Annotated in this window: 20 protein-coding genes; 8 read left to right on the top strand and 12 right to left on the bottom strand. The window is 72.9% G+C overall.

Translation table 11 applies throughout. The features are described 5' to 3' along the window. Nucleotides 1–58 precede the first annotated feature (58 nt). The gene (locus ACFWZ5_RS01995; RefSeq protein WP_384787060.1) at nt 59–943 is read left to right on the top strand and encodes an aldo/keto reductase; all 885 of its coding nucleotides are present in this window, start codon (nt 59–61) and stop codon (nt 941–943) included. Here the strand turns inward: ACFWZ5_RS01995 and ACFWZ5_RS01990 are convergent. The 4 genes from ACFWZ5_RS01990 to ACFWZ5_RS01975 are packed head-to-tail and all read right to left on the bottom strand — an operon-like array spanning nt 940 to nt 8,473. Further along, a complete protein-coding gene (locus tag ACFWZ5_RS01990) occupies nt 940–2,811 on the bottom strand; it encodes an FHIPEP family type III secretion protein (RefSeq protein WP_384787063.1) in 1,872 nt (623 codons plus the stop codon). The genes ACFWZ5_RS01995 and ACFWZ5_RS01990 overlap by 4 nt on opposite strands. Then, on the bottom strand, nt 2,808–5,843 hold the full coding sequence (locus ACFWZ5_RS01985) for a tetratricopeptide repeat protein (RefSeq protein WP_384787066.1): 3,036 nt from the start codon (nt 5,841–5,843) through the stop codon (nt 2,808–2,810). The genes ACFWZ5_RS01990 and ACFWZ5_RS01985 overlap by 4 nt, the downstream gene beginning before the upstream one ends. Before the next feature lie 2 nt (nt 5,844–5,845). Further along, nucleotides 5,846–7,420 carry a CHAT domain-containing protein gene (locus ACFWZ5_RS01980; RefSeq protein WP_384787069.1) on the bottom strand — a complete coding sequence of 525 codons (1,575 nt, stop codon included), beginning with the start codon at nt 7,418–7,420 and terminating at the stop codon, nt 5,846–5,848. A gap of 12 nt (nt 7,421–7,432) precedes the next feature. Continuing rightward, nucleotides 7,433–8,473, bottom strand: a complete 1,041-nt coding sequence (locus ACFWZ5_RS01975; RefSeq protein ID WP_384787072.1) for a hypothetical protein — start codon at nt 8,471–8,473, stop codon at nt 7,433–7,435. A gap of 222 nt (nt 8,474–8,695) precedes the next feature. Here ACFWZ5_RS01975 and ACFWZ5_RS01970 point away from each other — a divergent pair, with 222 nt between their 5' ends. Both ACFWZ5_RS01970 and ACFWZ5_RS01965 read left to right on the top strand, forming a co-directional pair. After that, complete coding sequence (locus ACFWZ5_RS01970; protein ID WP_384787075.1) at nt 8,696–9,316, top strand: L-threonylcarbamoyladenylate synthase; 621 nt, start codon at nt 8,696–8,698, stop codon at nt 9,314–9,316. Between the two features lie 142 nt (nt 9,317–9,458). Next, complete coding sequence (locus tag ACFWZ5_RS01965) at nt 9,459–10,061, top strand: GNAT family N-acetyltransferase (RefSeq protein WP_384787078.1); 603 nt, start codon at nt 9,459–9,461, stop codon at nt 10,059–10,061. Nucleotides 10,062–10,113: 52 nt separating this feature from the next. Here ACFWZ5_RS01965 and pstS read toward each other — a convergent pair whose 3' ends face one another. Beyond that, complete coding sequence (pstS, locus tag ACFWZ5_RS01960; RefSeq protein WP_384787081.1) at nt 10,114–11,253, bottom strand: phosphate ABC transporter substrate-binding protein PstS; 1,140 nt, start codon at nt 11,251–11,253, stop codon at nt 10,114–10,116. Between the two features lie 334 nt (nt 11,254–11,587). Between pstS and ACFWZ5_RS01955 the strand changes: the two genes are divergently transcribed. Both ACFWZ5_RS01955 and ACFWZ5_RS01950 read left to right on the top strand, forming a co-directional pair. Beyond that, nucleotides 11,588–12,625 carry a D-alanine--D-alanine ligase gene (locus ACFWZ5_RS01955; RefSeq protein ID WP_384787084.1) on the top strand — a complete coding sequence of 346 codons (1,038 nt, stop codon included), beginning with the start codon at nt 11,588–11,590 and terminating at the stop codon, nt 12,623–12,625. Between the two features lie 105 nt (nt 12,626–12,730). Further along, complete coding sequence (locus tag ACFWZ5_RS01950) at nt 12,731–13,546, top strand: inositol monophosphatase family protein (RefSeq protein WP_384787087.1); 816 nt, start codon at nt 12,731–12,733, stop codon at nt 13,544–13,546. Here ACFWZ5_RS01950 and ACFWZ5_RS01945 read toward each other — a convergent pair. Together ACFWZ5_RS01945 and ACFWZ5_RS01940 are read right to left on the bottom strand one after the other, a co-directional pair. Next, nucleotides 13,518–14,504, bottom strand: coding sequence for an FkbM family methyltransferase (locus ACFWZ5_RS01945; protein WP_384787090.1), 987 nt, complete (start codon nt 14,502–14,504; stop codon nt 13,518–13,520). The two genes, ACFWZ5_RS01950 and ACFWZ5_RS01945, sit on opposite strands and share 29 nt — an antisense overlap. Nucleotides 14,505–14,552: 48 nt before the next feature. Further along, nucleotides 14,553–16,433 carry a stealth family protein gene (locus ACFWZ5_RS01940; RefSeq protein WP_384787092.1) on the bottom strand — a complete coding sequence of 627 codons (1,881 nt, stop codon included), beginning with the start codon at nt 16,431–16,433 and terminating at the stop codon, nt 14,553–14,555. Nucleotides 16,434–16,703: 270 nt separating this feature from the next. Between ACFWZ5_RS01940 and ACFWZ5_RS01935 the strand changes: the two genes are divergently transcribed. Beyond that, complete coding sequence (locus ACFWZ5_RS01935) at nt 16,704–17,627, top strand: hypothetical protein (RefSeq protein ID WP_384787095.1); 924 nt, start codon at nt 16,704–16,706, stop codon at nt 17,625–17,627. Continuing rightward, nucleotides 17,624–20,251, top strand: coding sequence for a glycosyltransferase (locus tag ACFWZ5_RS01930; protein WP_384787098.1), 2,628 nt, complete (start codon nt 17,624–17,626; stop codon nt 20,249–20,251). Before ACFWZ5_RS01935 ends, ACFWZ5_RS01930 begins: the two co-directional genes overlap by 4 nt. Nucleotides 20,252–20,261: 10 nt before the next feature. Here ACFWZ5_RS01930 and ACFWZ5_RS01925 read toward each other — a convergent pair whose 3' ends face one another. After that, complete coding sequence (locus ACFWZ5_RS01925; RefSeq protein ID WP_384787101.1) at nt 20,262–20,582, bottom strand: putative quinol monooxygenase; 321 nt, start codon at nt 20,580–20,582, stop codon at nt 20,262–20,264. A gap of 110 nt (nt 20,583–20,692) precedes the next feature. Between ACFWZ5_RS01925 and ACFWZ5_RS01920 the strand changes: the two genes are divergently transcribed. Then, nucleotides 20,693–21,010: an ArsR/SmtB family transcription factor gene (locus ACFWZ5_RS01920; protein WP_384787104.1), complete on the top strand. Its 318-nt coding sequence runs from the start codon at nt 20,693–20,695 to the stop codon at nt 21,008–21,010. Between the two features lie 9 nt (nt 21,011–21,019). Here the strand turns inward: ACFWZ5_RS01920 and ACFWZ5_RS01915 are convergent, their stop codons facing one another. From ACFWZ5_RS01915 to ACFWZ5_RS01900, 4 genes are all read right to left on the bottom strand, one after another. Further along, entirely contained in the window at nt 21,020–21,580 is a 561-nt protein-coding gene (locus ACFWZ5_RS01915) for a hypothetical protein (protein WP_384787107.1), read from the bottom strand. Between the two features lie 96 nt (nt 21,581–21,676). Continuing rightward, nucleotides 21,677–22,453: an alpha/beta fold hydrolase gene (locus ACFWZ5_RS01910; protein ID WP_384787110.1), complete on the bottom strand. Its 777-nt coding sequence runs from the start codon at nt 22,451–22,453 to the stop codon at nt 21,677–21,679. Nucleotides 22,454–22,463: 10 nt separating this feature from the next. Then, on the bottom strand, nt 22,464–23,441 hold the full coding sequence (locus ACFWZ5_RS01905; RefSeq protein ID WP_384787112.1) for an LLM class flavin-dependent oxidoreductase: 978 nt from the start codon (nt 23,439–23,441) through the stop codon (nt 22,464–22,466). Nucleotides 23,442–23,538: 97 nt separating this feature from the next. Continuing rightward, on the bottom strand, nt 23,539–24,765 hold the full coding sequence (locus tag ACFWZ5_RS01900; RefSeq protein WP_384787115.1) for a serine hydrolase domain-containing protein: 1,227 nt from the start codon (nt 24,763–24,765) through the stop codon (nt 23,539–23,541). Nucleotides 24,766–24,838: the final 73 nt, after the last annotated feature.

Here is a 24,838-nt window from a genome sequence, read left to right as displayed (position 1 = left end):
GATCCCAGTCGCACGAACCCGTCCACTCGACCCCGGCCACCTGAGGAACACACCCACCATGCAGCGTCGCACCATCGGAGACACCGCCGTCAGCGCCGTCGGCCTGGGCGCCATGCCCCTGTCCATCGAGGGCCGCCCCGACGAGGACCGGGCCCTCGCCACCGTCCACGCCGCCCTCGACGCGGGCGTCACGCTCATCGACACCGCCGACAGCTACCACTGGCACGCCGACGAGAGTGGCCACAACGAACTCCTCATCGCCCGCGCCCTCGCCCGCTACGGCGGCGACACCTCCGACGTCCTGATCGCCACCAAGGGCGGCCGCGGCCGCCCCGGCGACGGCAGCTGGACCGTCACCGGAACGCCCGCACACCTCAAGCGCGCCGCCGAGGCCTCCGCGCGGCGCCTCGGCGTCAAAGCCATCGGCCTCTACCAGCTGCACAAGCCGGACCCGGACGTGCCCTGGGCCGACTCCGTCGGCGCGCTGCGCGACCTGCTCGACGCCGGCACGATCCGCGCCGCCGGGATCTCCAACGTCGACACCGCCCAGATCCGCGAGGCCCATGCGATCCTCGGCGACGGCCTCGTCTCCGTACAGAACCAGTACTCCGCGGCCGTGCGCGCGAGCGAGCCCGAGCTGCGCCTGAGCACGGACCTGGGCCTGGCCTTCCTGCCCTGGAGCCCGCTCGGCGGCATCTCCCGCAGCTCCCTGGACGGCCCGTCGGGCCCGGCGTCGGCGGGCACCGCCTTCCACCACATCGCGGCCGAACACGGCGTCAGCCCGCAGCAGATAGCCCTGGCCTGGCTCCTTGCCCGCTCCCCGGCGGTGATCCCGGTACCGGGGGCCAGCCGCCCGACGTCGATCCAGGACTCGGCCCGGGCGGCCGAACTCGTGCTGAGCGAGGCGGAGTTGGCCCGACTGGAGGACGCGCTGCCCGGTTAGCCACTGGGGCGGTCCTCGCTGCCGGGGGTGAGGGACTCCTCCGCGCCGGTCGTGACGGACTCCTCCGCCATGCCGGCCTCGACCATCAGCAGCGTCGCGGCCTTGGAGACGCGGCTCCCGCGCAGCGTGCCGTTGTCCCGGCCGACGTCGAGGGAGATCCGCGCGACCGGCGCGACATCGACGGTGGCGGGCAGCTCGGCGTAGCCGGCCACGGGCAGGCGCGGCAGGACCGTGCGCAGCAGCTGCTTCAGCGGACGCCTGGTGCGGTCCTGTACGAGGACGACCGGCCAGGAAGCGGTGGGCGGCAGGTCGGCGAGTTCCCGCATGAACGCTTCGAGCAGAGCGTCCTCCCACTCCCTGGAGCGGGCGGAGGGAGCCCTTGCGGTCAACACCCGTTCGACCTCCGGATCCAGCAGATAGGCGGCCACCGTGTCGCTCGTGTGCCTGCTCAGGGCGACCGCCGACGTGCGGCGCAGCCCGGAGCGGGCGAGGTCCTCGAGTGCGTCGAGGCCCGTCGGGGTGTCCGGCGGCGTGGCGGGGGCGAGCCGTGCGGTCGGCGGGCACGCGCCGAACACCGCCTGCCAGTCGTCCGGCGCCGCGGCGAAGTCGACGTCGATCAGCCGGTCGAGGAGGGTCGGCAGGTCGGTCACCGGCACCGCGTCCCGGGCGAGGCGCCGCCGCAGCGCGCTCAGCACCATGGGCGTGTGACGGGCCCTGACCTCCGCGACGACGTCGGGGAAGGACTCCGCCACCGTGTCCAACTGCGCCTGCAGCCGGTCGGAGCGGACGAGTGCTCCCGCCCGCTCGCGCATCTCCTGCGCGAGGCACAGGATCACATGGTTCGCACGGTTCCACGTGGTCAGGCCGGCGTCGGTCAACGCGTCCTCGCTCTCCGACGGGACGCGCGCCGCGGGAGCGAAGGAAGCGGGGTTCGCCATCGGCTCCGCGGCGATGCCCCGGGCGCGGAGCTGCTCGACGCTCTCGTTCACCATGCACTCCTGCTCGGAGAGGGTCTGCACGGGAAGGACCTGGACGTGGTTGAAGCGCATCGAGAAGCTTCCCGGCGGCAGGCCGTCGGAAGGGCGCAGAGCGACGGGCGGAAAGACGAGGCCGGTCTCGTCGAACAATCCGCGCGCGAGGAACGCGAGCAGGCCCTCGGCCTCCGGCGCGCCGCCCGTCAGGCGGTCGTGCAGCTCGTTCGGGGCGAGCAGCTCGATGTGGTCGGGCGCCAGCGACGCCGCGAGCTGCTCGGCGAGCAGCTCGGGCACCGTCTCCACAGAGCAGCGCAGCACTTTCACGACGGCGCCCGCATCGCCGATGCCGATGCCCTGGGCCAGGACGTGACGGAAGGTCGGGCGCAGTGTCTCCGGCGCGAGCAAGGGCTTCGGCACACCTTCGGAGTACGCGCGCAGCTCGTCGGCGAACGCGGCGGCCTGTGCGGGGCCGAACAGCAGCTGGGGAGCGCGCTTGACGGCTTCGGCGCAGAGCAGGCCGAGCAGTTCCACGGTCCAGGAGGCACTGTCGCCGTCCCGCGGAATCGTCGGCGGAGCCGACCAGCCGCGGCAGTGCTCACCGGCAAGCCGAGCCGCGACGCGCGTCAGCAGGTGCGCCGGATAGCGGCAGAGCACCCCGTGAAGATGCACGTCGGCCCAGAAGTCGTGCCGCCCCCTGGGCCCCTGCTCGGTCACGACGGCCACGTCGACCTCGGCGTGACCAGGAACGCCAAGGGCGGTCAGCACGTCGTCGATCCCCGCGCCGACGCGCCGCCGGACCGCCTCCCGCGACGCCTCGTGGCCGAGGAGCGCGGACAGCGGAGGCCGTACGTGGACGAGCACGGGCACCGGGGGAGTGCCGGCGGCTGCGGTCATGAGGGCTCCTCTCCGGCCGCGTCGTGCCGGGCGTGGTCGTCGCGGCGGGCGCCGCCACCGGTCAGCACCTCGTCGTGCGCGAACACCCCCGCGAGCAGGTGCGCCTCCGGCAGCTGGGTACGGGTCAGCAGCGCGAGGTGCAGCCGCAGTTCCGGGGCGACCACGAGCGCCACCGGCGCCGCCTCCGGGTCGTGCTCCGCCAGCGGCCCGGCCAGCAGGGAGCGCAGCCCGACCGTGGCGGCGTGCTCCGCGCGCATGCGGGCGGCGGCCGTTCCCGCGGCGAGCGCGTCGGTCAGCGCGGCGGTGAGGGGTCTGTCGACGCAGAGGCACACGGTCTCCGATACGTTGACGCGCAGCGCGGGGCGCAGGGAAAGCCGGGCGACGCGCAGGGCGTCGGCCATCCGACCGGGCTGCGGAAGGCACTCCCGGACCGCGCCGTACAGGTCGGCGGGCGCGGGCAGGCCGACCTGCTCGCGCACCAGCGCGCGGGCGAGCCGCAGCATGCCGAGGCGCTGCCGCGACGTCAGTTCGCCGAGAACTTCGAGACCGCCCCAGTAGTGCGCGGCGAGCTGCCCGTCGAAGAGGCAGTCCGCCTCCCAGCAGACGAGGTGCTCGAGGTGGCGCAGGATGAACGCCCGGTCGCTGAGTCCTTCGGGGGCCGCTGCCGCGCGCCAGACGCAGGCACGGTCGCGCACCGGGTCCCAGCCGCGTCGTCCCGCCGCCTGCCCGTCGGGTCCGAGCAGGCAGGACTCGCCGGGCCGTGCCACTCCGTCGACGGCGCTGCCGCCGAGCAGCCGGATGCGGTACACATCCCGGTCCAGACCGTCGTTGACGGCGAAGCGGATGCCGGGGATGGCGAAGCCGAGACGGTCCCGGATCCGGGCGCGCAGGGCGGGGATCTCCTCGTCGAAGAGCGGGGCCCCGTCCTCCGCCGGGTTGACACGGGGGCTCAGCGTGCCGGCGATCTCGACCCGGAGGGGCTGGCCAAGGGCCGGCTCGAGAATGAGCTCGCCGTGCCGGCGTACCGCCGTCGACCGGTGGCGCAGCTGCTCGATCCGGACGTGGTAGGTCGCCGCCTCGTCGGGTGCGGCGTTCTCCGCGGCCATCGCGAGGGCGGCGACGGCGTCCTGCAGGGCCCGTGCCTTGTGCCCCGGGCGCATGCCCAGCTCGATCGCGTCGGCGAGGTTCGCGTGCAGCGCCGCGTCCCAGGGGGAGAGGCCGATGGCCTGGCGGTAGCAGTCCGCGGCCTTGTCGTAGTCCGCCTCCGCGTAGTGGCTGTGCCCCTCCTCGTTGCGGTTGCGGGTCATGGCCTCGCGCCACGCGTAGTCGTTGCCGTCCAGGTCGAGGGCGCGGTCGAGCGATTCCGCGGCCGCAGTCCACCGCTTCAGTTCCCGTCGGCAGTCGGCCAGGGAGCGGTGGTACGCAGCGACGGTCGCGTCCAGGGCGATCGCGCGCTCCTGGAGTTCCGCGGCCCTTTCGTGGGAGCCCTGTTGTTCGGCGATCCGACCGAGCACATGGAGCCGGCCCGCCTCACCGCGGTCCCGCTGGGCCGCCAGGATCCGGGCCAGGAAGGCATCGCGCCCGCCTCCCTCCCGGGGCAGTGCCGTGGCCACGTCCGCGATCTGGTCGACGAGGGCGGGCGCGTCGGGGGTGTGGTGCAGGGCCGTCAGGAGTGTCTCGGCCGCGGCGTGGGGGGCGCCGTCCTGCAGCTGGCAGTCCACGATCCAGCTCCAGCAGATCAGGCGTTCCGCCCTTCGCCGCAGGGCGCTGCGCTCGAACCAGTCGACGGCCGCGCCGAACTCGCGCCGCCGCCTGCGCAGAAGGGCCTGCCAGTGACAGGTCAGGGGATCCTGCGGATCGCAGCGCAGGGCGCGGTCGAGCTTGTCCTGCGCCTCGTCGAGCCGGTCGGACTCCAACAGGATGTAGCCCCAGGCGGCGAGGGCGTCCGGACGGTCCGGTTCCCTGGCCGCGGTCTCGCGGAGAAGGGCGATCGCCTGTTCCTGCTCCCCGTTCACGCCGAGGGCGCGGGCCAGGGCCACCTCGGCCTCGTACCGCACCTCGGGGCTGATGGCCGACGCCGTCCGCACCCAGGACCGCAACTCCTGGCTGTCCCGGCGGCGATAGACACGGTCGTACTCGTGCAGCCTGATGAGGGAGACGAGGTGGCTCTCGTTGTGGGGGCTCTCCCGGAAGCCGCGCAGGTACTGCTCCTCGGCGGCTTCCAGGTCGCCCAGGTCCTGGTGCAGGTCACCGAGGCGCAGATAGCCGTTCGAGGTCGAGGGGGCACAGGCGATCGACCGGTGGTAGTGCTCGCGGGCCCCGCGGATGCGGAACTCCTGCCAGGCGAGGTCACCGCGTGCCTCCCAGACCACCGGGTCCTTGCCGTCGAGGCGTTCGGCCTCGGCCAGGAGATCCCGGCCCCGCGGGCGGTCGTCGGCGTAGTACAGCGCGATCTGCGCGGACATGGCGAGCAGTTGGGGGCGGAGGGCCGCCGTGACGTGCCGGCTGCGCAGAAAGTAGTCGAGCACCGGCGCGAGCAGGTCCCAGCGGCCGCGCACCAGAGCGCGGGGGACGCCCTCCAGCGGCGGCGGGGCCTCGTCGTCGGGCGCCGCTGCCAGCGGGACGGGGGACGCGAGCAGGGCGGCGCAGATCTGCTGCCGGTACTCCGTCACGGCCTCGGCGAACGTGGACAGCCACTGCCGCGCGGCCGCCTCGGCGCCCTGCGCACCCGTGCCGCGCACCTCGTCCTTCGCGGCCTCCTGGAGCGCGCCGACGAACGAGGTCCGCAGGTCGTCGACGGTGGGGAACAGGGCAGTGGGCGCGGCCTGCCCGGCAGCGGCGGCGATCGCCCGCCACCAGGCGTAGGGGCTCGGGTCCGCCGCCACCGCGGCACGGATCGGTTCCAGGAGCTCCGCCGCGTGGTGCATGTCGCAGTCCGCGAGGGACGCCCCTCGGTAGGCCTCGGCGAGCAACCGGGAGGGCACGTCCGCGGAGAGCCTGAGAAGCCCGCTCACCTCCGCCCTGTTCGCCATGGTCACTCCCAGACATCTGCGCGGGACGCGTCGCCGGTGTCCTCGGGCCGCGTGCCGCGGCGCGGCGGCGGAGCGGTCCTGCGGAGACCGGAACCGCCGGCCGGTCGGTCCGCCCGGCCCGTGCGTCCGGCGGGCGAACCGCCCGTCTGCGCCAGCCGGTAGTCACACAAGGCGCAGTGGGCCTCCGGGTGGGCCACGACAAGACCTGGACATCCGCCCGGCCTGCGGCAGGCCATGAAGACCGTCCGGCAACTCGGGCAGACGTTGCCGTTCATGTCCACAGGGGCCCGGCAGGCCTCATTGGGGCAGGTCGCCGACGGGTCCGCCAGGTGCCGCGGCAGCGCCTGGCACAGCGGGTCCTCGTCACTGAGGTAGACGACGGGGGTGGCGAAGACGCGATCGGCCCAGGCCGCCCTGCCTCCCCGCTGGTCGGCGTGGCCCAGCTGGCGCCGCGCGGAACTGACCGCCTGGTCGATGAACTCCCCGTTGCGCAGCTTCCGGTAGAAGTGCCGCGCGAACATCTGCGCGTCACCGTTGGAGATCGGGTACTGCATGGCGATGACCCCCGCGATCCCCGGGGACCCCGCAAGCAGAGTGGCCACGCTCTCGTACGCCCTGAGCGAGGTCCGCGACTCCTCGGGGGTCGCACCCTTGCAGGCGTGCAGGAACACCAGGCGGCCCAGGGTCCGTCGCCCTCCGCCCTCGTCCTCCCGGAGAATGCCGCTGATGGTCTCCCGGTCGACCCAGTCCGTCGGGTCCACCGCCGGTACGTGTTTCCCTCTGCTCCGCAGCGCGTCGGCGAGCAGTTCCTCGTCCCTGATGTCCTTGTCCTCCTTGCGCAGGGCGATGCCCAGTTCGCTGTCACCGTGACCGACGAGGTGGATGATGTGCGGGTGCCGCGCGCTCACGGCCTTGCGCAGCTCTCCGCGGGTGGGCGTCAGCAAGGGCTCGTCCACCTCGATGGAGTCCGAACGCAGCGCGATGATGTCCTTGACGAGGTCGTCGGCGGACACCGTGCCGAGCCGGGGCGACTGGGCGAGCGAGAGCACGACGAGGATGCGCAGCCTGTCGTCGCCGTCGCGCCACTGCTCGGCGTCGGACGCGCCCACGGGGGGCACATAGCGCGTGAGCACGAGTTCCGTACGCTGGCCCGCGATGAAGAAGCCCTGCGTGCCCTCGCGCTTGTAGAGGAACTCCCAGGGGTACTTGCTGAGCTTCTCCGCCTGCGGTTCGATGACCAGGCGCAGCCGCAGCGGCCGGTCCCGGTAGCGCCTGCGGTGGTCCGCGTAGGACTCCTCGAACGCGTCGAGGAGCGGCGCGGAGCCGTCCCCCGCGTGCTTCGACGGCTCACCGAAGGCCACGGCGTAGAGGCAGCGCCCCAGGAGCACCAGTTCGGGGCGGCTGCAGTTCTCGTCGTAGCGCGCCACCCACTGCTGCAGCACGTCCACCGTCTCGCGCAGCAGCGGGCTGCTGCCCAACGGCCCGTGCACATGGCGTGCGCGGGCGCGCTGGTAGTACTGGTCGTCCTCGTACTCGCCCTCGTGGTCGTTGAGCAGGGTCAGCGTGGCCGTGGTCATGGTGACGCCGTCTCAGAGGCCGAGTACGGACATCGCGTGCTCGCGTATCCGGTCCGTGTCGCCGGCCTCGGCGGACAGCTGGCTGTGGGTGATCGCGATCGCGCGCAGGGCCTTCATCCGCTCGGTCCACTCGCCGCGGAGCGCGTCGGCGTGGCTCCAGGTCAGGTCGGGGCTGCTGTAGAGCATCGCGACGAGGGCGGACATGCGCACCTTGGCGCTCTCCCAGACTCCGTCCGAGTGCGCGCGTGCCGCCTCCTGGAGCACCAGCCGCCAGGCCTGGTACAGGGGCAGCGCCGCGACGTCCACCTCCGCCTGGTCGACCTGGCCGACGCGGTACAGGACGTAGTCCGCGCTCAGCAGCGGCGCGAAGGAGCCGTCGGGCGCCCGGACGGCGAGGGCGCCCTGGCGTACCCACAGCCCCGCAGGGTCGTACCCGGCATCCGGATCGAGCAGCGCGAAGTACCCGGGTCGGGTGTGGCTGAACTGGTCCCGGCGCCCGAGCAGCGGACTGTCCCCGCCCGTCAGGGCGCTGACGCCGTTCAGGAGCACGCGGGCCACGGCGGTGAAGGGCGCGAGACCGGCGCTGAGGCTCAGCGCCGACGAGACGCCTTCGACGGCCTCCAGTACGGGTGTCAGGAGCTGTTTCTGCTCGATGCGGTGCAGGACGACCGTGACCGCGACACCGCCGGGCCGCACCGGATAGGGACCGGCGACCCGGGTCCCCGCCACCACCGCGTCCGGCGGCGCCCCCGCCCCGAGCCGCTCCAGGAGCCCCGGCCCCACCACGGCGGGCACGAGCGTGTGCGCGCCGTCGTAGGAGAACTCGGTCAGGGCCGTCACCAGCGGGGCGAACGTGCTGAGCCACTCCCGGCCGTGCGCGAGGTGGACGCGTTCGACGCACACCTCGAAGTAGTCCCGGTCCGGCACCAGCGGCGCCGCGGTGAAGGGACGGTCGACGCGTTCCGGCGGGATGTCGGCGAAGACGGGCGGGCGCGACGGACTGCGCACCACCCCCTGCGCGAGCTGGGTCAGGCCGCTCATCAGTCCTGTCATGGCCCCCCAGGCCTCTCTGCTGACGCGATGACACCCACCCCTGACGGGATGACGCCCACCCCGGCCAGTGTGCCGCCGTCGCCCCCGCCCGGGACATGGGCCGTTCGGCTCGAACACGGCCCGAACGGCCGCCCCTTGTGCTTCGCGGGGAATCGGCACCGGCCGCACGGCCGCGCGGGGGTGTTCCCGCACGCGAGCGGCGGCACGCTCTAGGCTCGCCGGATGGCGAAGTACTTCGACGTGCACCCCGAGAACCCTCAGCGACGTGTCATCGGCAACGTGGTGGACCGAGTCCGCTCCGGTGACCTGATCGCCTACCCGACGGACTCCTGTTTCGCCCTGGGCTGCCAGGTGGGCAACCGGGACGGGATCGCGCGCATCCGGGCGATCCGCCGCCTCGACGAACGGCACCACTTCACCCTCGTCTGCCGGGACTTCGCGCAGCTGGGCCAGCTCGTGTACGTCGACAACGACGTGTTCCGCGCGATCAAGGCGGCCACCCCCGGCAGCTACACCTTCATCCTCCCCGCGACCAAGGAGGTGCCGCGCCAGCTCCTTCACCCCAGGAAGAAGACCGTGGGCGTCCGCATCCCCGACCACGTCGTCACCCAGGCCCTGCTCGCCGAACTGGGCGAACCGCTGCTCTCCAGCACGCTGCTCCTGCCCGACGAGGACGAACCACTGACCCAGGGCTGGGAGATCAAGGAACGCCTCGACCACGTGGTGGACGCCGTCGTCGACTCGGGCGACTGCGGCACCGAGCCGACGACGGTCGTGGACTTCTCCGCCGGGGCGCCCGAGATCGTACGCAGCGGCGCGGGCGACCCGACGCCGTTCACGTAGCCTCCCGGGAACTCCCGGGAACTCCCGGTGACTCAGGGCCTCCCGGGAACTCGGGGGTCGGCTTGATCGTTCTCCGTGTGCGCGGCGTACGCCCGAGTGCGCCCGCCGTCGGCACACGCGAGGAACGTGAAGGAGAGCGTGCATGGCCCCCACCCCCGTCGTACGGCCCGCCACGGAACAGGACGTGCCCGGTGCCGTCCGGACGCTCGCCCGCGCCTTCGCCGACTATCCGTTCACCCGGCACGTCGTCGCGGCCGACGGGCACGACGAGCGCGTGCGCCGCTTCCAGGAGCTGTTCCTGACCCGGGTCGGGCTTCCGTACGGGCGGACGTGGGTCACCGACGACGCGCGCGCCGTGGCGGTGTGGACCACGCCCGAGCGGGACCCGGCGCCCGGCTTCGCCGAAGTGGGGCCGCTGATCGACGAGTTGGCGGGCGACCGCGCGCCGGCCTTCGCCGCGGCGGAGCGCGCCCTGGAGCCGCACCGGCCGGGCGAGCCGGTGTGGTTCCTCGCGACCGTCGGCGTGGACCCGGACGCGCAGGGCCAAGGGCTCGGCGGCGCGGTGCTCGCGGCCGGGCTCGAAGCGGCGGACCGCGCCGGGCACCCGGCGTTCCTGGAGACGTCGAGCGAGCGGAACGTGCGGTTCTATGAGCGCGTCGGCTTCACCGTGACCGCGGAGGTCGAGCTGCCCGACGACGGTCCCCGCACGTGGTGCATGCGCCGCGAGCCGAGGGCGCGGGGCTGACCGTCCGTCGCGGCCGGTCCCGTCGACCCTGAAAGCCCGCGACACGGCTGTGTCAGCTGAGCGTCCGCACGACCTTGCGCACCTCGGCGGCCACGGACTCCGGCAGCGGCGCGTAGTGGATCCGGGACAGGGGGCGCTGACCGGCCTCGCTCGCGGTGTAGGTGAGGAAGGACTTGAGGGCGGGCAGGATGTCGGGCTTGTTGCCCTTGTCGCAGACGATCTCGTACGTGACCAGGATGATCGGGTACGTACCGGCGGCGGAGGTCCGGTAGTCGAACTTCAGGGTCAGGTCCTTGCCCGTGCCGACCGCCCGTGCGGCCGCTATGCCCGCGGACGCGCTCTTCGTGGTCGCCGCCACGGCCTCGGCGGCGCCGGTGTCGACGCGGACGGTGTCGATGCCGAGCCTGCTGGCGAAGGACAGCTCGAAGTAGCCGATCGCCCCGGCCGTGGACCCCACCGTCGCGGCGACGCCGTCGGAGCCGCTCGCGGAGTTGCCGCCACGCCCCTGCCAGGCCTTCTCCGCCGCGTGCGGCCACGCATCGGGGGCTGCGCCCTTCAGATACGCCTGGAAGTTCTGCGTCGTGCCCGAGTCGTCGGACCGGTGCACCGCCTGGATCGGCAGGGAGGGTAAGTACGTACCGGGGTTCAGCTTGCGGATGGCCGGGTCGTTCCAGCGGGTGATCTTCGAGTCGAAGATCCTGGCCAGCGTCGGGGCGTCGAGCACCAACTCGTCGACGCCGGGCACGTTGTAGCCGAGCGCGATGGTGCCGCCCACCATCGGGAGATTGATGGCCCGCCCGCCGGGACACACGCCGTCCGCCGGTTCGGCGTCGGCCGGGTCGACGGGGCTGTCGGAGCCGCCGAACGCGGTGGCGCCGCGCAGGAACTGGGCGACCCCGGCGCCGGACCCCAGCGGGTCGTAGGCGATCTGCACCGGCGCGCACGCCCGCTGGTACTGCTTGATCCAGTACGTCATGGCGTTCTGCTGGGCCGTCGAGCCCGAGCCGGGGACCTGTCCGCTCGCGGCGCAGTCGCCGCGGCTGACGGCCGCCGAGGCGGGCGGTCTGCCGGGATCGGCGTCGGAGCCCCCCGGCCCCCACATCCAGGTCGCCGCCCCGCCCGCCGCCGTGACGGCGGCCGCGGCCACGCCCACCGGCAGGCGGACACTTCGCTTCTCACGCCGATGCCGCACCCCTGGCTCCTTTCGGAAGGCGTACGGGTGGTGGGGCGAGCCTGATCGCCCGGATCCGGCCGTGAACTCGCTCCGCCACTCTCCCCGTCATGGATCCTCACCCATGCGCCGGAGGCGTGGGTGACGGGCGGACGAACGTCTGACGTCGTGCTTCCGTCGGGTCGGATGGGTGCAGCGGTGCTGCGCCGTACGAATCGTCCGCCCGTTCGGCCGTACCACCTCTCCGGGCGGGCGCCGCCGGACTCCCCCGCGCACAGGCGAGTATCGGCCGCGGTGGGATCCGAGCGCCCTCATCACCTTCGACACCGGCTGCGGGCGCCGGTATTCCATAGACATGAGGATCGTCGTGCTGTGCGGTGGCGAAAGCGTCGAGCGACATGTCTCCCTGGAATCCGGGCTCACGGTGGCCCGCGCGCTGGTGGACCTCCACCACGAAGTCCATGTGATCGACCCGGCGGCACCGGAGCCGGTGCTCGCCGGACCTACCCGGGACGCGGCGGCGCTGCCGCGGTTCACGGCGACCACCCAGCTCCCGGACGTGGACGAGGCCGCGGGCAGACGACGGATGTTCGCCGTCCTCACCGGCGGGTCCGTGCTCGCCGCCCTCCGGGAGGCGGATCTCGTCTTCCCCGCGCTGCACGGCGGTTGGGGCGGCGACGGGCACGTACAAGGGTTCCTCGAGATGGCCGGGATCGCCTTCACCGGCGCGGGCAGCGCCCAGTGCAGCCTCGCCTGGGACAAGCGCCGCACGCTGCGGCTACTGCCGGACGCGCGGGTCCCGGTCGGGCCGTGGACGGCGCACCGCGCGGTGAACGGACACGTGCCGCCGGAAGCCCTGGACCTGCTGGCCAAGGGCCCTGTGGTGATCAAGGCCGCGATGGGCACGGCACACGAGACGCTCCACCTGGCGCGGGCGGAGGGCGAGTTGACGGACGCCCTGGCGCGCACACCGGCCGGTGAGGCCGTGGTGGTGAGCCCGTTCCTGCCCGGCCGGGAGTTCTCCGTGGGGGTGGTGGGCAGTCAGGTGCTGCCCGCCGTGGAGTACGAGTTCGGCGGCCCGTTCCTGGACTACCGGGCGAAGTACCGGGCGGGCGGCGCGGACCACAGCTGCCCCGCCGACATCCCGCCCCGCCTCGAACGGCAGCTGCGCGACCAGGCGCTCCGCGCGCACCGGGCGGTGGGCTTCGGGCCCACGGGCTACTCCCGCTCCGACTTCCGCTGCGACCGCTGGGGCGAGCCGTACTGCCTGGAGGTCAACGGCTGCCCCGGGCTGCGGCGGACCAGCTCCCTGGCATACGGGGCGCTGGGCGCAGGCTGGTCCTACACCGACCTCGTCGAACGGATCGTGCGGCTGCGGGACGGGAGGGCCTGACGCCCGGCCCCGTGACGTGCGACCCGTACACGTACGACCCATACACGTACGACCCATACGCGTACGACCCGTACGCGTTCGAACGGCCGTGGTTATCCTCCACCCATGCTGATCAACAACACAGAGGCCGACGCGGAGTTGGCCGCGGCGGCGGCGCAGGCGGGGGCCGCCGTGGTCCGCGACATGTACGGGGCGTCGCTCGCGCGGTTCGAGAAGGGCGGCGGTGACTTCGCGACGGCCGCGGACCTCGCGGCGGAGCAGGCCATCCTGGACGTCCTGCGCGCCGCCCGCCCCGATGACGCCGTGACCGGTGAGGAGAGCGGACGCACCGGTGCCGACGACGCGCGGCGCCGATGGCTGGTCGATCCGCTGTGCGGCACGCTGAACTACGCCGTGCACTCGATGCTGGTCGCGGTGAACGTCGCCCTGAAGGCGGGAGGGGACATCACGGCCGCCGCGACGGCCGACCCGTTCTCCGGCGAGGTGTTCTGGACCGACGGCACGCAGGCCCGCGTCCGCGGCGGCGACGGGGACCAGGACCTGGCGCCGTCGTCCCAGTCACGTCTGGTGGACGTCAACCTCGACCCGCCGTTCCCCAACGCGCCGGACTTCCGGGCGGCCCGGCTGCTCACCTCGCCGGTCTTCGCCGAACACTTCCGGCCACGCGTCGTCTCCACGACCTTGGCGGTGGCCTGGGTGGCCGCGGGCCGGCGGGCCGCCTACGTCACCGACGGCCACCTGTCCGACAGCGTGCACTTCGCCGCCGGAATCGCCCTGTGCGAAGCCGCGGGCTGCGTGGTCACCGGCATCCAGGGCCAGCCCCTGCACACCGGCCCGGGCGGACTGATCGTGGCGGCCGACCGGCAGACCCACGCCACGCTCCTGGACATCGTCAGGAGCCGGCGCGCAGACGGCCGATGAGCCGCCGACGTCGGCCGGGCAGGAACGGGGCGGCCGGGACGGGCGCGTAGGGCGCGTTCCAGCCCTCGGGGAAGGGGGTGCCTGCCGGGACCGTCAGATTGGTCGTCTCGTCGCAGGCCAGAATGGCGATGAGCCACTGGCGGACCAGGCGGTGGAACGCGGCGGACAGCGGCTGCGGGGCGAGGAGCCAGTCGCGGCAGTGGTGACCGATGTGGGACCGGTAGTTCTTCTCGTTCAGCGGGAGCCAGGGCAGCTGCGGCTCGATGACATGGAGGCCGTAGCCCTGCTCGACCAGGGCGCCGAGGACGTCCCGCAGTCCCTCGGGTTCGCTGCTGGGCAGCAACTCGCAGACGATCCACGGGCGATGGCGACTGATCGTGGACAGGGCGCCCTGGAGCACGTCCGCCTCGAAGGTCTCCACGTCGACCTTGATGACGTGCGGCACCGCGGCGCGCTCCACGGTGAACCCGTCGAGCGTGACGACCGGGACGCGCACGGACGCGCTGGAGCGCCGGTGGGCGGGGTTGAGGGAGTTGGAGCTCTCGGCCTTGTCCGACAGGAACAGCTCCGCCGTGCCGGGAGCCCCGGCCACCGCCGCCTCGACGAGCTCGAAGCCGAGGCCGTTCACGTCCCGGATCGTGCGGCTGAGCGCGGCCGTGGCGGGGGTGGGCTCGAAGGCGAACACGTCGAGCGCCTTCTCGCGGTACACGGCGCTGACGAGCGCGCTGTAGAGCCCGATGTGCGCGCCCACGTCGTAGAACGCGGTACCGGCGGGCGCCTGCTGCGCCAGGGCCAGCAAGGTGGCCTGCGTCAGCGGCTCGTAGCCCGCCAACCCGGCCCGGCGCAGCTGCCGTTGCACGGCCGTCTCCTTGCGGCTGAGGACGTTCAGGGCGCTCGCGTAGGGCCCGGTGGCCGACAGGGCGCCGGGGTTGGCGGGGAGCTTGATGGCGAGGGGCACGATGCGGATTCCCGTTCTTGCGCTGGAGGAGAGGACGACGGTGGAGAGTCAGAGCCGCTGTGCCGCGGCCGGGGCCGGAGCGGAGTGCGTCGCCCGCGGGGGCGCGATCACGGTCGCGGCGGGCGCGGGGCGCGTCGCCGGGGACTTCTCGTACGGGCCAGGGACGGGGAAGTACGCCTTCAGGAAGGTGTCGAGCAGTTCTCCCTGGTGCACGGAGTCGCCGTCGGCTGCTCCCGTGTCGTTGAGGCAGAACGCCTGGAACTTCCGGAAGTGCTGAGGGTTGCGGAGCTTCCTCGCGGATTTCGGGGTGCTGATGTCGGCGTAGTCGTATCGGAGGGAGCCCTCCACGGCACGGCCGGTGAGCAGCGCGTAATAGTGGTGGAGCGAAGCGGGGATGGAAAGGTCCGCCATGCCCCGGATTCGGCTTGCGGCCGTGGCGCGGTGCTCGGCCGGGAACTCGTCCTCGATTTCCTGGAGGATGCTGCGCCGCAGCGGATGGGGCACGTGCTTGACCTTTTGCGTGACGGTCGCGCCGAAGCGTGCCTCGATCAGCGCGCGGTTGTTGAGCCCGGCCACCGCCACCGGCGGGTGCTCGGGCAGGGGGCCGCCGGACGGGAGCAGGGCTCGGGAGAGGAAGTACTTGGTGATGCCGCTGGAATGGAAGAAGTGGTTCGGTGTCACCGGCGCGCTGAGGAACACGTCGTCGTTGAAGTAGAGGAAGTGCTCGGACAGGCCGTCGATGTGGTGGAGCTGGCTTTCGATGGCGTGCGAGTTGAAGGTGGGAAGCAGCGACGGGTCGCTGAAGATGTCGCGGTGGTCGACGACGGTGAGCCCGGGTTGTGATGTGTCGAGCCAGTCCGGCACCTGGCGGTCGGTCACCAGGTAGACATGGCGGACCCACGGCGCGTACGCGTGGACGGAGCGGAGCGAATAGCGCAGCTCGTCGCGGTTGAGATAGCGCGCGGCATTGGCGGATTCGTCGTGGTAGGGCTCGTCGAGCACCACGTGGCGGCGCCGCTGCCACTCCGGGTCCGTGCCGTCCACCCAGGTGTACACGACGTCGACCGGGAAGCGGATGTCGTCGGGAAGCGTCACGGCGAACTCCGCGCGGGTGCGGACCTGCGGCAGCGGCCGGGGCGAGAAGGGCGAGGCGAGACGGGTGAAGCGATGCCCCTCCGCCCTGATGCCCACGCCGTCGAGCGGAATGGACGAAGCCGTCCGATTGGGGCGCGGGGCGATGAGGCGGCCGTCCCGCGGCTGCCAGAATTCGATGTCGCAGCCGTGGTTGATGCCCAGGACGAGACTGGCGTCGGGGTTGGCGCGGTAACAGCTGAAACGGAATACCGAGGCCCGGGAGACGCGCGCCCACACGCGGGGATCACATCCCAATTGGCGGCCGTCACGCACCCTTCCCGCATTGGGGTGCGAAATGTATCCGGGAACGTGCGAGCAGAGTTCGAAGAGCGCCGCCACCGCGGCTTCGCGGTCGTCCGCGTTCACGCCGATGACCGAGGTGTTGTGACCGTGGCCGCGCACGGCGAAGTAGTCGACACCGGCACGGTCCAGGGCCCCGCACACCAGCTGGAGGTTCTCGGTGCGGGCCTGGAGCGGGGTGAGCGCGTCCGACGTCAGGACGATGCGCTGAACTCCGTTGACGGAGACGAGCCTGGCGTGCGGCGCGGCCAGCAGGCCGGTGCGCCGCAGGTTCCTCCGGGCGCGGGTGCCCGCGACCCGGTGGTGGAATGCCGAAAGGCGCTCCAGGAGGTCGTTGAGGCGGTTCCGCGTCCGCACGCTCGTCAGGGAGACGAGGGCGCGCCGCAGCCGCATCGGGAGAATGCGGCGATAGCAGCGGAGCAGGGCCGGCTGTTCCGTGGACCAGGTGAGCTTTTCCGCCGAGAGGCGTGACGTAGGGGTGGAGTACTGACCCATGCTGCGCTCCCTGGTGCAAAGAGAAGATATGGCCGCGCCCTGCCTCTGACGGAGCAGTGACATGACGTTGTCACTTCATCCCCCCATGGCAACATCGGATGAGCGAACCGCCACGCGGCCTTCTCCCGGGACTTCACTCATTGGGGGCCGTCACACCGAAAGCGGCGGAAGGCGATGGCAGGCGATGGAAGGCGATGCTGGACATGGCAGGGCCGAAACCTTAAATTCCCCAACTATGCCCCGTAGCGGAATGAATGAGTGCGGACCCTGGTGATCGCACCGGCGACGGCGAATTATCTGGAAGTCCTCGACGGGCGCACGCTGAATGTGCACGCCACTTTTCCCGGTGCGCTGATGACGGCAGCCCGTCAGCCATCCGTCGAGCTGTCCCTGTGCCAGGGCGACGTGGACCACCGGGGGGTGTTGAGCGTGGAGGCCGGGAGCGGGGGCACGGTCACGGTGAGCGGCCTGGTGCCGCTCGAAGGTCCGGTGCCGTTCCTGTCGTCCGGGCGGTGGTCGCTCGGCCTGGTCGTCTCCGGCCGGACGCTCCTGCGGGCCCGGTCCGTGACGCGCGTACGCCTCGCGCCGCCCGCGCGCCGCGCCCTGCCGGACGGGCCGACGACCTCCGTCCCGGCGAGCACCGTGACCGGCCGCCGCTACGTTCCCGGCGCGGTGGACGGCCTGTGCGTCCTGGACGTGCGGGACGCGAGCCCACGGGCGGACGTCACCAGAGTGCGCCTCGGCTTCACGTCCCTGGACGTGGAAGGGCGCCTGATCGGGGCCGGGCGCCGCCCCGGTGCCGTGCTGCGCGCCCGCCTCGTCCCGCGTACCGGCAAGGCCCGGCTGGACGACGTCCCCGTACCGCACGACGGCACGAGCTTCCGCTTCCGCTTTCCGCTCGACGCCGTCGCCGCCGCGATGGGCCCGGTCGGAGAAGGGTGCGGGGAGTGGATCTGGGACAGCCATCTGCTGCTGCCCGGTGCGGACCGGCCGCTGCGGATCGGGCGCATGCTGACCGACGCGACAAGCCCCCGCGCGGTCTACGAGGGCAGGGAACAGCTCGTGCGGACGCCCGCCGGAGCGTTGCTGCGCGTGCGCCACTACACCACCCCGGCCGGCAGCCTCGCCGTGGCGTGTGCCGTCCTGCGTGGCGGCCGGGGCACGGCGTCCACCCCATCGGGAGCCCCAGCGTGAAGATCGTGTACCTGCTGACGTGGGCCGACATGATGGGCGGCACCGAACGCGCCGTCCTGACGCAGGCCGAGTACCTGGCCCGGCGCCATGACGTCGAGGTGCTCAGCGTGTTCCGCACCCACGACACCCCCCACTTCGGTCACGACGCGCACGTGACCGTGCGCCCTCTCGTGGACCGCCGCGGGCCGGTGCAGCGGCCGGTCCGTGCCTCGTGCCTCGATGACACGGCGTGCCGGGCGCTCCAGGCCGCGCCGAGCCGCCACGGGGAGCGGTCCTGGGAACCGGCCTTCAACGCGCTCACCGACACCGAGATCGAGCACGCGCTGCGCCGCCTGGACGCCGACGTCCTCGTGACGACCTCCCCGGCGCTGCTTGCCCACGCCGTACAGCTCGCCCCGTCGCAGGTGGCCCTCGTCCACCAGGAGCACCGGATCTCCGAGCTGCGCGGGCCGACCGGCGAGCCCCTGTTCCGCTTCGCCCCACGACTTGACGCCCTCGTGCCGCTCACCCGGCGCACGGCCGACTGGTTCGCCTCGGGGCTCGGCGCGCACGCCCCGCTGATCCGGCCGATGCCCAACTCCCTGCCCGACGGCTTCCGCCCGCGCGCGTCCCTGGACGAGAAGGTGATCGTGTGCGCCCGGCGCCTGGTCCCCGACAAGCAGGTCGACCACGCGGTACGGGCCTTCGCCCGCGTCGTCGCCGACCACCCCGACTGGGAGCTGCGGATCTTCGGGGAGGGGCCGCAGCTGCCGAGCCTGCGCCGCCTGGCCAAGGCGCTCGACGTCCAGGACCAGGTGCGCTTCTACGGGCCCACCCGGCACATCGCCGAGGAGTTCGCCAAGGCTTCGGTCTCCGTGCTGCCGTCCCGGACCGAGGCGTGGGGGCTCGTCATCATCGAGTCGTGGGCCGCCGGTGTCCCTGTCGTCGCCTACGACTGCCCGACCGGGCCCGGCGAGATCATCACCGACGGCGTGGACGGACTCCTGGCCGCGCCGGACGACGTGGACGCGCTCGCCGACGGGCTGCGCGCGCTCATCGAGGACCGCACCAAGCGGCACCGCATGGGCCGCGCCGCACTGGAATCCGTACGCCGCTTCGCACCCGACGCCGTCCTGCCCGCCCTGGAGGCGATCTACCACGAGGTCCTGAGCGCCCGCCGGGACCCCGCCTTCGCGGCGAGGAGGACCGACCGGGTCGCCGCCCATCGCGCGGCGACCGGCGGCCACGGCTTCGCCCCCGCCGCCGCCCCCGGCCCGCGCCCCCTCACCGGCCCCGACACGACCCGCGTCGAGGAGCGGCTGCTTCGCGACCTGCCCGGAGTGATCCGCTCCGCCGGAAGGATCGCCCTCATCAGGGACGACCTGGGCCCGCACGACGCCGCGACCGCCAACCTGGAACTGGTCGCTGACGCCCTGTCAGCCGCCGGTGAGCCGTTCAGGGTGATCCGCGATCCGGGCCTGCGGCACCGCGTCGCCGTCACGCGCGACCGGATGGCGCCCGTCCTGGCGGCCCTGGCCGCGCGCCGGGGCGAGCAGCCGGTCTACGCCGACCTGCTCGACCGGCGCGGCGGCGTCGCCCGCTCGGTGCACGTGAGCGCGCTCGCGGACCTCGACCAGGGGAGCTGTGCGGTGGCGCGGGTGTTCCGGCCGGTCGTCACCTCCGGGAGGTCGCTGCACCTGGGGTCCGGCTACGGCTGCGACCTGGAGTTCTGGGACACCGATCCGCGTACGGGGGCGCTGGTGCCGAGCCGCGCCACCGTGGTCGGCGCCGAACTGCCCGCCGATGCCCAGCGCCCCGCAACCCTGCGCGTCGGCGACCGCGCGTACCCGACCTTCGAACCCTTCACATGGACACTCGTCGACGACATCACCTTTCCGATCGACGCCGTCTACTCCCGGGGCGCTACCGGGCCCTGCGACCCGGGCGACGAACTCCGCTACTCCCTCCGGTCGTTGGCGATGCACGCCCCCTGGATCCGCACCATCCACCTCGTCACCGACGGCCGATGCCCCGCATGGCTGAACGCCGACCACCCACGGATCGCCGTCGTCGCTCACCAGGAGAGCACCCCCGTCCACCGCATCGAGGGCCTCGCCGAACACTTCCTCCACCTCGACGCGCACACGTTCCTGGGCCGCCCGTCGAGTGCCGCCGCCTTCTTCCACGCGAACGGCACCGCCAAGCACTTCACGGCCCCCGCAGCCGTCCCCCTCACCGCGCCCCGCAGCGCCGCGGAACAGCACCTCCGCGACCTGATCACGGGCACCTTCGGAAAGCACCCGGTCAACGCCTTCCTTCCCGGCCCGCACGCGCTGCGCCGCAGCGTCCTCGCCGAGATGGAAGAGCGTTGGCCGGACGTCTCCGCGACGTCGGCGCTGCACCACTGCTACGCCCACCTCACCGGGCGGTCCGTCCCGGCGGACCTCAGCAGCGACCGCGTCGACCTCGGCCGCGCCGAGGCGCACTACCGCCTGACGCGCCTGCTCACCTGGCGCAACCGCGACGTGTTCCGCCTCGACGGCACGCACGACGGTGACCTGCCCGTCCCGGAGCAGGAGGCGGTCCGCACGGCCTTCCTGGAGAACTACTTCCCGGTGGCGAGCCCGTACGAGCGGCCGGAGTGAGCGGGCGCGCTCAGGCCCTGTCGTCGGCCTCGTAGGGGCTGTGCATCGTGAGGAACCGGATGTCGAGGTCCCGCTCCAGGTAGTCCATGCGCCGCTCCCAGAAGTCCCGCATGTGGGGCAGGGCGAGGTGGGCGTCGAGGTCGGCCTCGGAGCGCCACGCCTCGTAGAAGACGAAGACGCCGGGCTCGTCCCGGGCCTCGTGGAAGTGGTACTCCAGGCAGCCCGGCTCCTTGCGGGTCGGCTCCACGAACGACAGGAGCAGTTCCTTCAGCTCCGCGGCGCGCTCGGGCTTGGGGTGTGCGGTGCCGACGAGGGTGAACGGTTGGGACATGGGGGTATCGCCTTTCCGGTAGGTACGATTGATCTCGTACCTATCGCACGGTAGCGATCTCGACAGGTACGATGCAAGTCGTACCTAAGACTCTGGTGGGAGGTGCCGAGATGCCCGACGAGGAAGGCCACCCGGCCGTCGAGGAGATGGCGCTCGGGCCGGTGCTCGCCGCCCTCGCCGATCCGCTGCGGCGCCGGGTGGTCCGCGAGCTGGCCGCCGGGCCCGAGGGCGCGGCGCGGACGTGCGCCTCCTTCGAGCTTCCGGTCTCCAAGGCGACCCTCACCCACCACTTCCGCGCCCTGCGCGAGGCCGGACTGGTCCGCCAGGTCTCCCGCGGCAACAGCCGCATGGCGACCCTGCGCCGGTCCGACATCGAGCGACGGTTCCCCGGCCTGCTCGCCCTGGTGGCGGCCGAGCCCGAGGAGTGAGGGAGGGGGCTAGCGCCGGGCCGGTCGGCGACGTAGGTAGTAGGCCAGCGTCAGCGCCGTGATGATCGGTCCCCACAGCAGGAAGAGTCCGCTGACCACGGCCGCCAGGATCTTCCACCAGACGTTGGTGTATCCGGCACCCGGATCGATCAGCTCGAAGGCGGTGAGCACCCAGTCGACCCCGAGCCCCAGGAAGACCGCGCAGGCCAGCGCGGCAGGCGCGAGGACCAGGGCCGGCGGGACGCGCCGCCCGCCGACGAACGGGACGCGCGGCGGGAACACCTCGCCCCAGGGCCGGACCAGGACCAGGGCGGCGAGGGCCACCAGCTCGGTCAGCACGCTGAGGCCGAAGACGTACGGAACGCTCAGCCAGAGGCTGGTGTCGTGGTGTTCCCGCCAGCCCATCGTGTAGTTGAAGGCGTACGGCAGCCGCCACAGGCAGACCGGCAGGGCAAGGAGCGGCAGGGCGCGGGCCAGGCGCAGCGCCCAGCGGGGGACGGGCCGTTCGGTCGCCGCTGAGGCGGGCGGAACAGGGTGATCCGTGGCCGTGGTCGGAAGGTTCGTTGCCATGCCCACAGCCTGCCGCCGCGGCAGCCGTCGATGATCATGCGGCAGGCGGTACCGTCTCCGCCGCGCGGGGGAGGGGCGGATACCCCCCAGGGCGCCTCACGCCACCTGCTCGCTCAGTTCGAGGATCAGCCGTGCCACCCGCTCCGGCTCCCGCAGGATCGGGAAGTGGTCGCTGTCGGCGAGGCGGACCAGGCGGCAGCCGGGGATGCGGGCGGCCATCTCCTCGTTGAAGGCGATGACTTCGGGCTGGTCGCGCTCGCCGAGGGCGAGGACACAGGGCACGGTGAGTTCGTGGAGGCGGTCGTACGTGGGCGCGTCGGCGACGTCGTACGCGTACGTGGTGAACCACGCCGGGATCGCCGAGCGCAGCTGGGCGGCGGCCGGGCCGTCCGGGGCCTCGTCGCACGCGCCCCAGACGCGCAGGCTCAGCCGGACCACGCCCTCGATGTCGCCCGCCTTGGCGAGGCGTTCGATCTCCGCGTTGACCTCGGGCGACGCGAGTCCGACCGCGCCGGTGGCGCCGGGCACGAACAGGGCGAGCCCCGCGACCCGCTCCGGCTCGGCGAACGCGAGGGACAGGGAGGTCGACCCGCCCATGCTGGAGGCGGCGAACAGGGCCCGCTCGACGCCGAAGTGAGCGAGCACCGCCTGGAGGTCCCGCAGCTGCGAGTAGCGCGTGTCGGGCCGGGGTGAGCGGCCGAAGCCGCGGGCGTCGTACCGCAGCACCCGGTGCCGCTCCGTGAGCGCGGGCACCACCGGGTCCCAGATGCTGGAGTCGCCGACGCCCGGATGCAGCAGCACGAGCGGGGAGCCCGCCCCGCCCGTGTCCTGTGCCCAGACCTCGCCGCCGTCGACCTTCACCATGGTTTCCATGGCGACAGACTTACCCCGATACGGGGCAAACGCTGCGTACGAGTTCAAAGGACCGCACCCGCGCCGCCGGGTCGAAGACGGGCGTGACCAGCATCAGTTCGTCGGCGCCCGTGGCCTCGGCGATCCGCGTCAGCTCCTTGCCGATCGACTCGGCCGTGCCGCGGGCCTGCTGGGCCACGAACGCGGCCACGGCCTCCTGGTCCCGCGCACTGAACTCGTAGGCGGCCGCGGCGGCCGGGGTGGGGAACGGCGTCTCGCTGCGGCCGTTGAGCAGGCCCGCCTTGATGACGTCCATGGGACGGGCGAGCTCCGCCACCTTCTCGTCCGTGTCCGCGCACACCGTCTCGACGCACACGAGGACGCGCGGCCGGTCGCTCCAGCGCGAAGGGCGGAAGGCGTCGCGGTAACGGCCGAGCCCTTCAAGGGTGTTGTCGGGCCGGATGTGGTGCGCGAAGGCGATCGGCAGGCCGAGCTCCGCGGCGAGTTCGGCGCCCGCGTTGCTGGAGGCGAGCAGCCAGGGCTCCGGGAGCTCGCCCAGACCGACCTCGCGCAGGAAGTCGAGGGTGGCCACGACGTCGCGCCGGTACTCCTCGTCCGTGGTGGGGTCGGCGCCGCGGCGCAGGGCGCGGGCGGTGGGCTCGTGGAACGTGCCGGGGCCGCGTCCGATGCCGAGGTCGATCCGGCCGGGGTGCAGGGCGGCGAGCGTGGCGAACTGCTCGGCGATCGTGTACGGGGCGTGGTTGGGGGCGAGGACGCCGCCCGAGCCGACCCGGATGCCGGACGTGGTCGCGGCGGTGTGCGCGGCCATCAGGGCCGGAGGGAAGGCGCCGATGGCGGGGGAGTGGTGGTGCTCGGCGAACCACAGCCGGTCGTAGCCGAGGCGGTCCAACTCACCTGCGACCAGACCGCAGTTGCGGAGCGCGTCGGCGGGCGTGGTGCCGTCCTGGACGATGGAGACTTCGAGGGCGGAAAGCGGCAGGTCGATCATTTGTTCAGCATAGGCGCGGGGCGCGGGGGCCGACGGCGCGGGGTGCCGTGCCTGATGGCGTGGGGGTCCACGCCATCAGGCCCCGCGCTCGGACCGGCTACCGGGACGGGGCGCACATGGCGCGGTCCACCAGGCCCTGCAGCGCCTTCTCGGCGTTGGTCAGCCAGGCCTCGTCGGCCTTCTTGCCGGTCGCGTTGAGGACGACGGAGCGCCGTCCGTCCGCGCTGACGGCCGTCCTGACGGTCTGTCCCTCCAGGTCGCCGCCGTGCCCCCAGCGGTATCCGCCGCAGCTGAGCGGCTGCCGCATGGCGCCCAGGCCGTAGTGCAGGCCGGGGAAGATGTCCTGGAAGTCCTTGGCGGGCACGGTGCGGCGCATCTCCTTCAACTGGGCGGCGGGCAGCAGCCGTCCGGTGTACAGCGCCGTCAGGAACCGGTCGGCGTCGTTCTCGTCGGTGATGAGCGCACCGGCGGGCCCGGCCCAGGACATGTTGCGGACGCTGGTGTCGACCCACCGCCGCGAGCCCGGGAACTGGTGGTACGCGTGCGCGTACGCACCGGGGACGCGCGGGTCGTCGCCGGGCGCGTAGGTGTGCTTCAGGCCCAGCGGGCGGGCGATGCGGTCGCGGACCTGCTCGTCCCAGGTCTTCCCCGTGACCTTCTCGACGATCATTCCGGCGACGACGTAGCCGGGGTTGGAGTAGTTCCACCGGGGCGCCGGGTCGCCCGGGTCGGCGGGCGGGAAGTCGGGCTTGTGCCGCATCGCGCCGGTCACGAGCTCGCTCGGGTCGTGGTGGTCGAAGCGGGTGCGCTCGAAGTCGTCGGCGCCGGCCCCGGTGTCCTCGGTGAGGTCGTAGTTGTAGATGCCGCTGGTGTGCTGGAGCAGATGGCGCACGGTGATGCGGGACCCGTCGTTGCCGTTGCCGTCGACGACGCCCGGCAGCCACCGGTCCACGGTGTCGTCCAGGGACAGCTGCTTCTCGGCGACCAGTTGGAGCACGACGGTGGCCACGAACGACTTGGTGAGGCTCGCGGCACGGAAGGGCGCGGCGTGCCGCACCGGGCGCCCGGTGCCGAGCTCCGCCTCCCCCGCCGCCGCGTGCAGGCGCCGCCGTCCGTCGCGTACCTGCACGGAGACGCCCACGTACCCGGCCTTCTTGAGGATCCGCTCGGCCTCGTGCTGCAGCTGCTTCTGGGTGAGGGGAGCCGGCTTCGGTACGGGGGTGGGCGCGGCGGTGGCCGAAGCGGCGGGCAGGACGGCGGCTGCGGTCGCGGCCAGGGCGGTGGCGGCGGCGAGGCGCAGCCGTGCGGGCTTGGGTGTGGTCATGGTGGCCAGCCTGGTGTGCCGGCCCGTGGAGGAGCCATGGGTCAGGCCCCCGGTTGCGGGGTGGGGGAAACCG

The sequence above is a fragment of the Streptomyces sp. NPDC059003 genome, assembly GCF_042740445.1.
Taxonomy (GTDB): Bacteria; Actinomycetota; Actinomycetes; order Streptomycetales; family Streptomycetaceae; genus Streptomyces.
This window is presented reverse-complemented; position numbering and strand designations above follow the sequence as displayed.

Coding starts and splice junctions, on each gene's coding strand:
- ACFWZ5_RS01995 (WP_384787060.1), top strand. CDS start 59: ATGCAGCGTCGCACCATCGGAGACACCGCCGTCAGCGCCGTCGGCCTG.
- ACFWZ5_RS01990 (WP_384787063.1), bottom strand. CDS start 2,811: ATGACCGCAGCCGCCGGCACTCCCCCGGTGCCCGTGCTCGTCCACGTA.
- ACFWZ5_RS01985 (WP_384787066.1), bottom strand. CDS start 5,843: ATGGCGAACAGGGCGGAGGTGAGCGGGCTTCTCAGGCTCTCCGCGGAC.
- ACFWZ5_RS01980 (WP_384787069.1), bottom strand. CDS start 7,420: ATGACCACGGCCACGCTGACCCTGCTCAACGACCACGAGGGCGAGTAC.
- ACFWZ5_RS01975 (WP_384787072.1), bottom strand. CDS start 8,473: ATGACAGGACTGATGAGCGGCCTGACCCAGCTCGCGCAGGGGGTGGTG.
- ACFWZ5_RS01970 (WP_384787075.1), top strand. CDS start 8,696: ATGGCGAAGTACTTCGACGTGCACCCCGAGAACCCTCAGCGACGTGTC.
- ACFWZ5_RS01965 (WP_384787078.1), top strand. CDS start 9,459: ATGGCCCCCACCCCCGTCGTACGGCCCGCCACGGAACAGGACGTGCCC.
- ACFWZ5_RS01955 (WP_384787084.1), top strand. CDS start 11,588: ATGAGGATCGTCGTGCTGTGCGGTGGCGAAAGCGTCGAGCGACATGTC.
- ACFWZ5_RS01950 (WP_384787087.1), top strand. CDS start 12,731: ATGCTGATCAACAACACAGAGGCCGACGCGGAGTTGGCCGCGGCGGCG.
- ACFWZ5_RS01940 (WP_384787092.1), bottom strand. CDS start 16,433: ATGGGTCAGTACTCCACCCCTACGTCACGCCTCTCGGCGGAAAAGCTC.
- ACFWZ5_RS01925 (WP_384787101.1), bottom strand. CDS start 20,582: ATGTCCCAACCGTTCACCCTCGTCGGCACCGCACACCCCAAGCCCGAG.
- ACFWZ5_RS01920 (WP_384787104.1), top strand. CDS start 20,693: ATGCCCGACGAGGAAGGCCACCCGGCCGTCGAGGAGATGGCGCTCGGG.
- ACFWZ5_RS01915 (WP_384787107.1), bottom strand. CDS start 21,580: ATGGCAACGAACCTTCCGACCACGGCCACGGATCACCCTGTTCCGCCC.
- ACFWZ5_RS01910 (WP_384787110.1), bottom strand. CDS start 22,453: ATGGAAACCATGGTGAAGGTCGACGGCGGCGAGGTCTGGGCACAGGAC.
- ACFWZ5_RS01905 (WP_384787112.1), bottom strand. CDS start 23,441: ATGATCGACCTGCCGCTTTCCGCCCTCGAAGTCTCCATCGTCCAGGAC.
- ACFWZ5_RS01900 (WP_384787115.1), bottom strand. CDS start 24,765: ATGACCACACCCAAGCCCGCACGGCTGCGCCTCGCCGCCGCCACCGCC.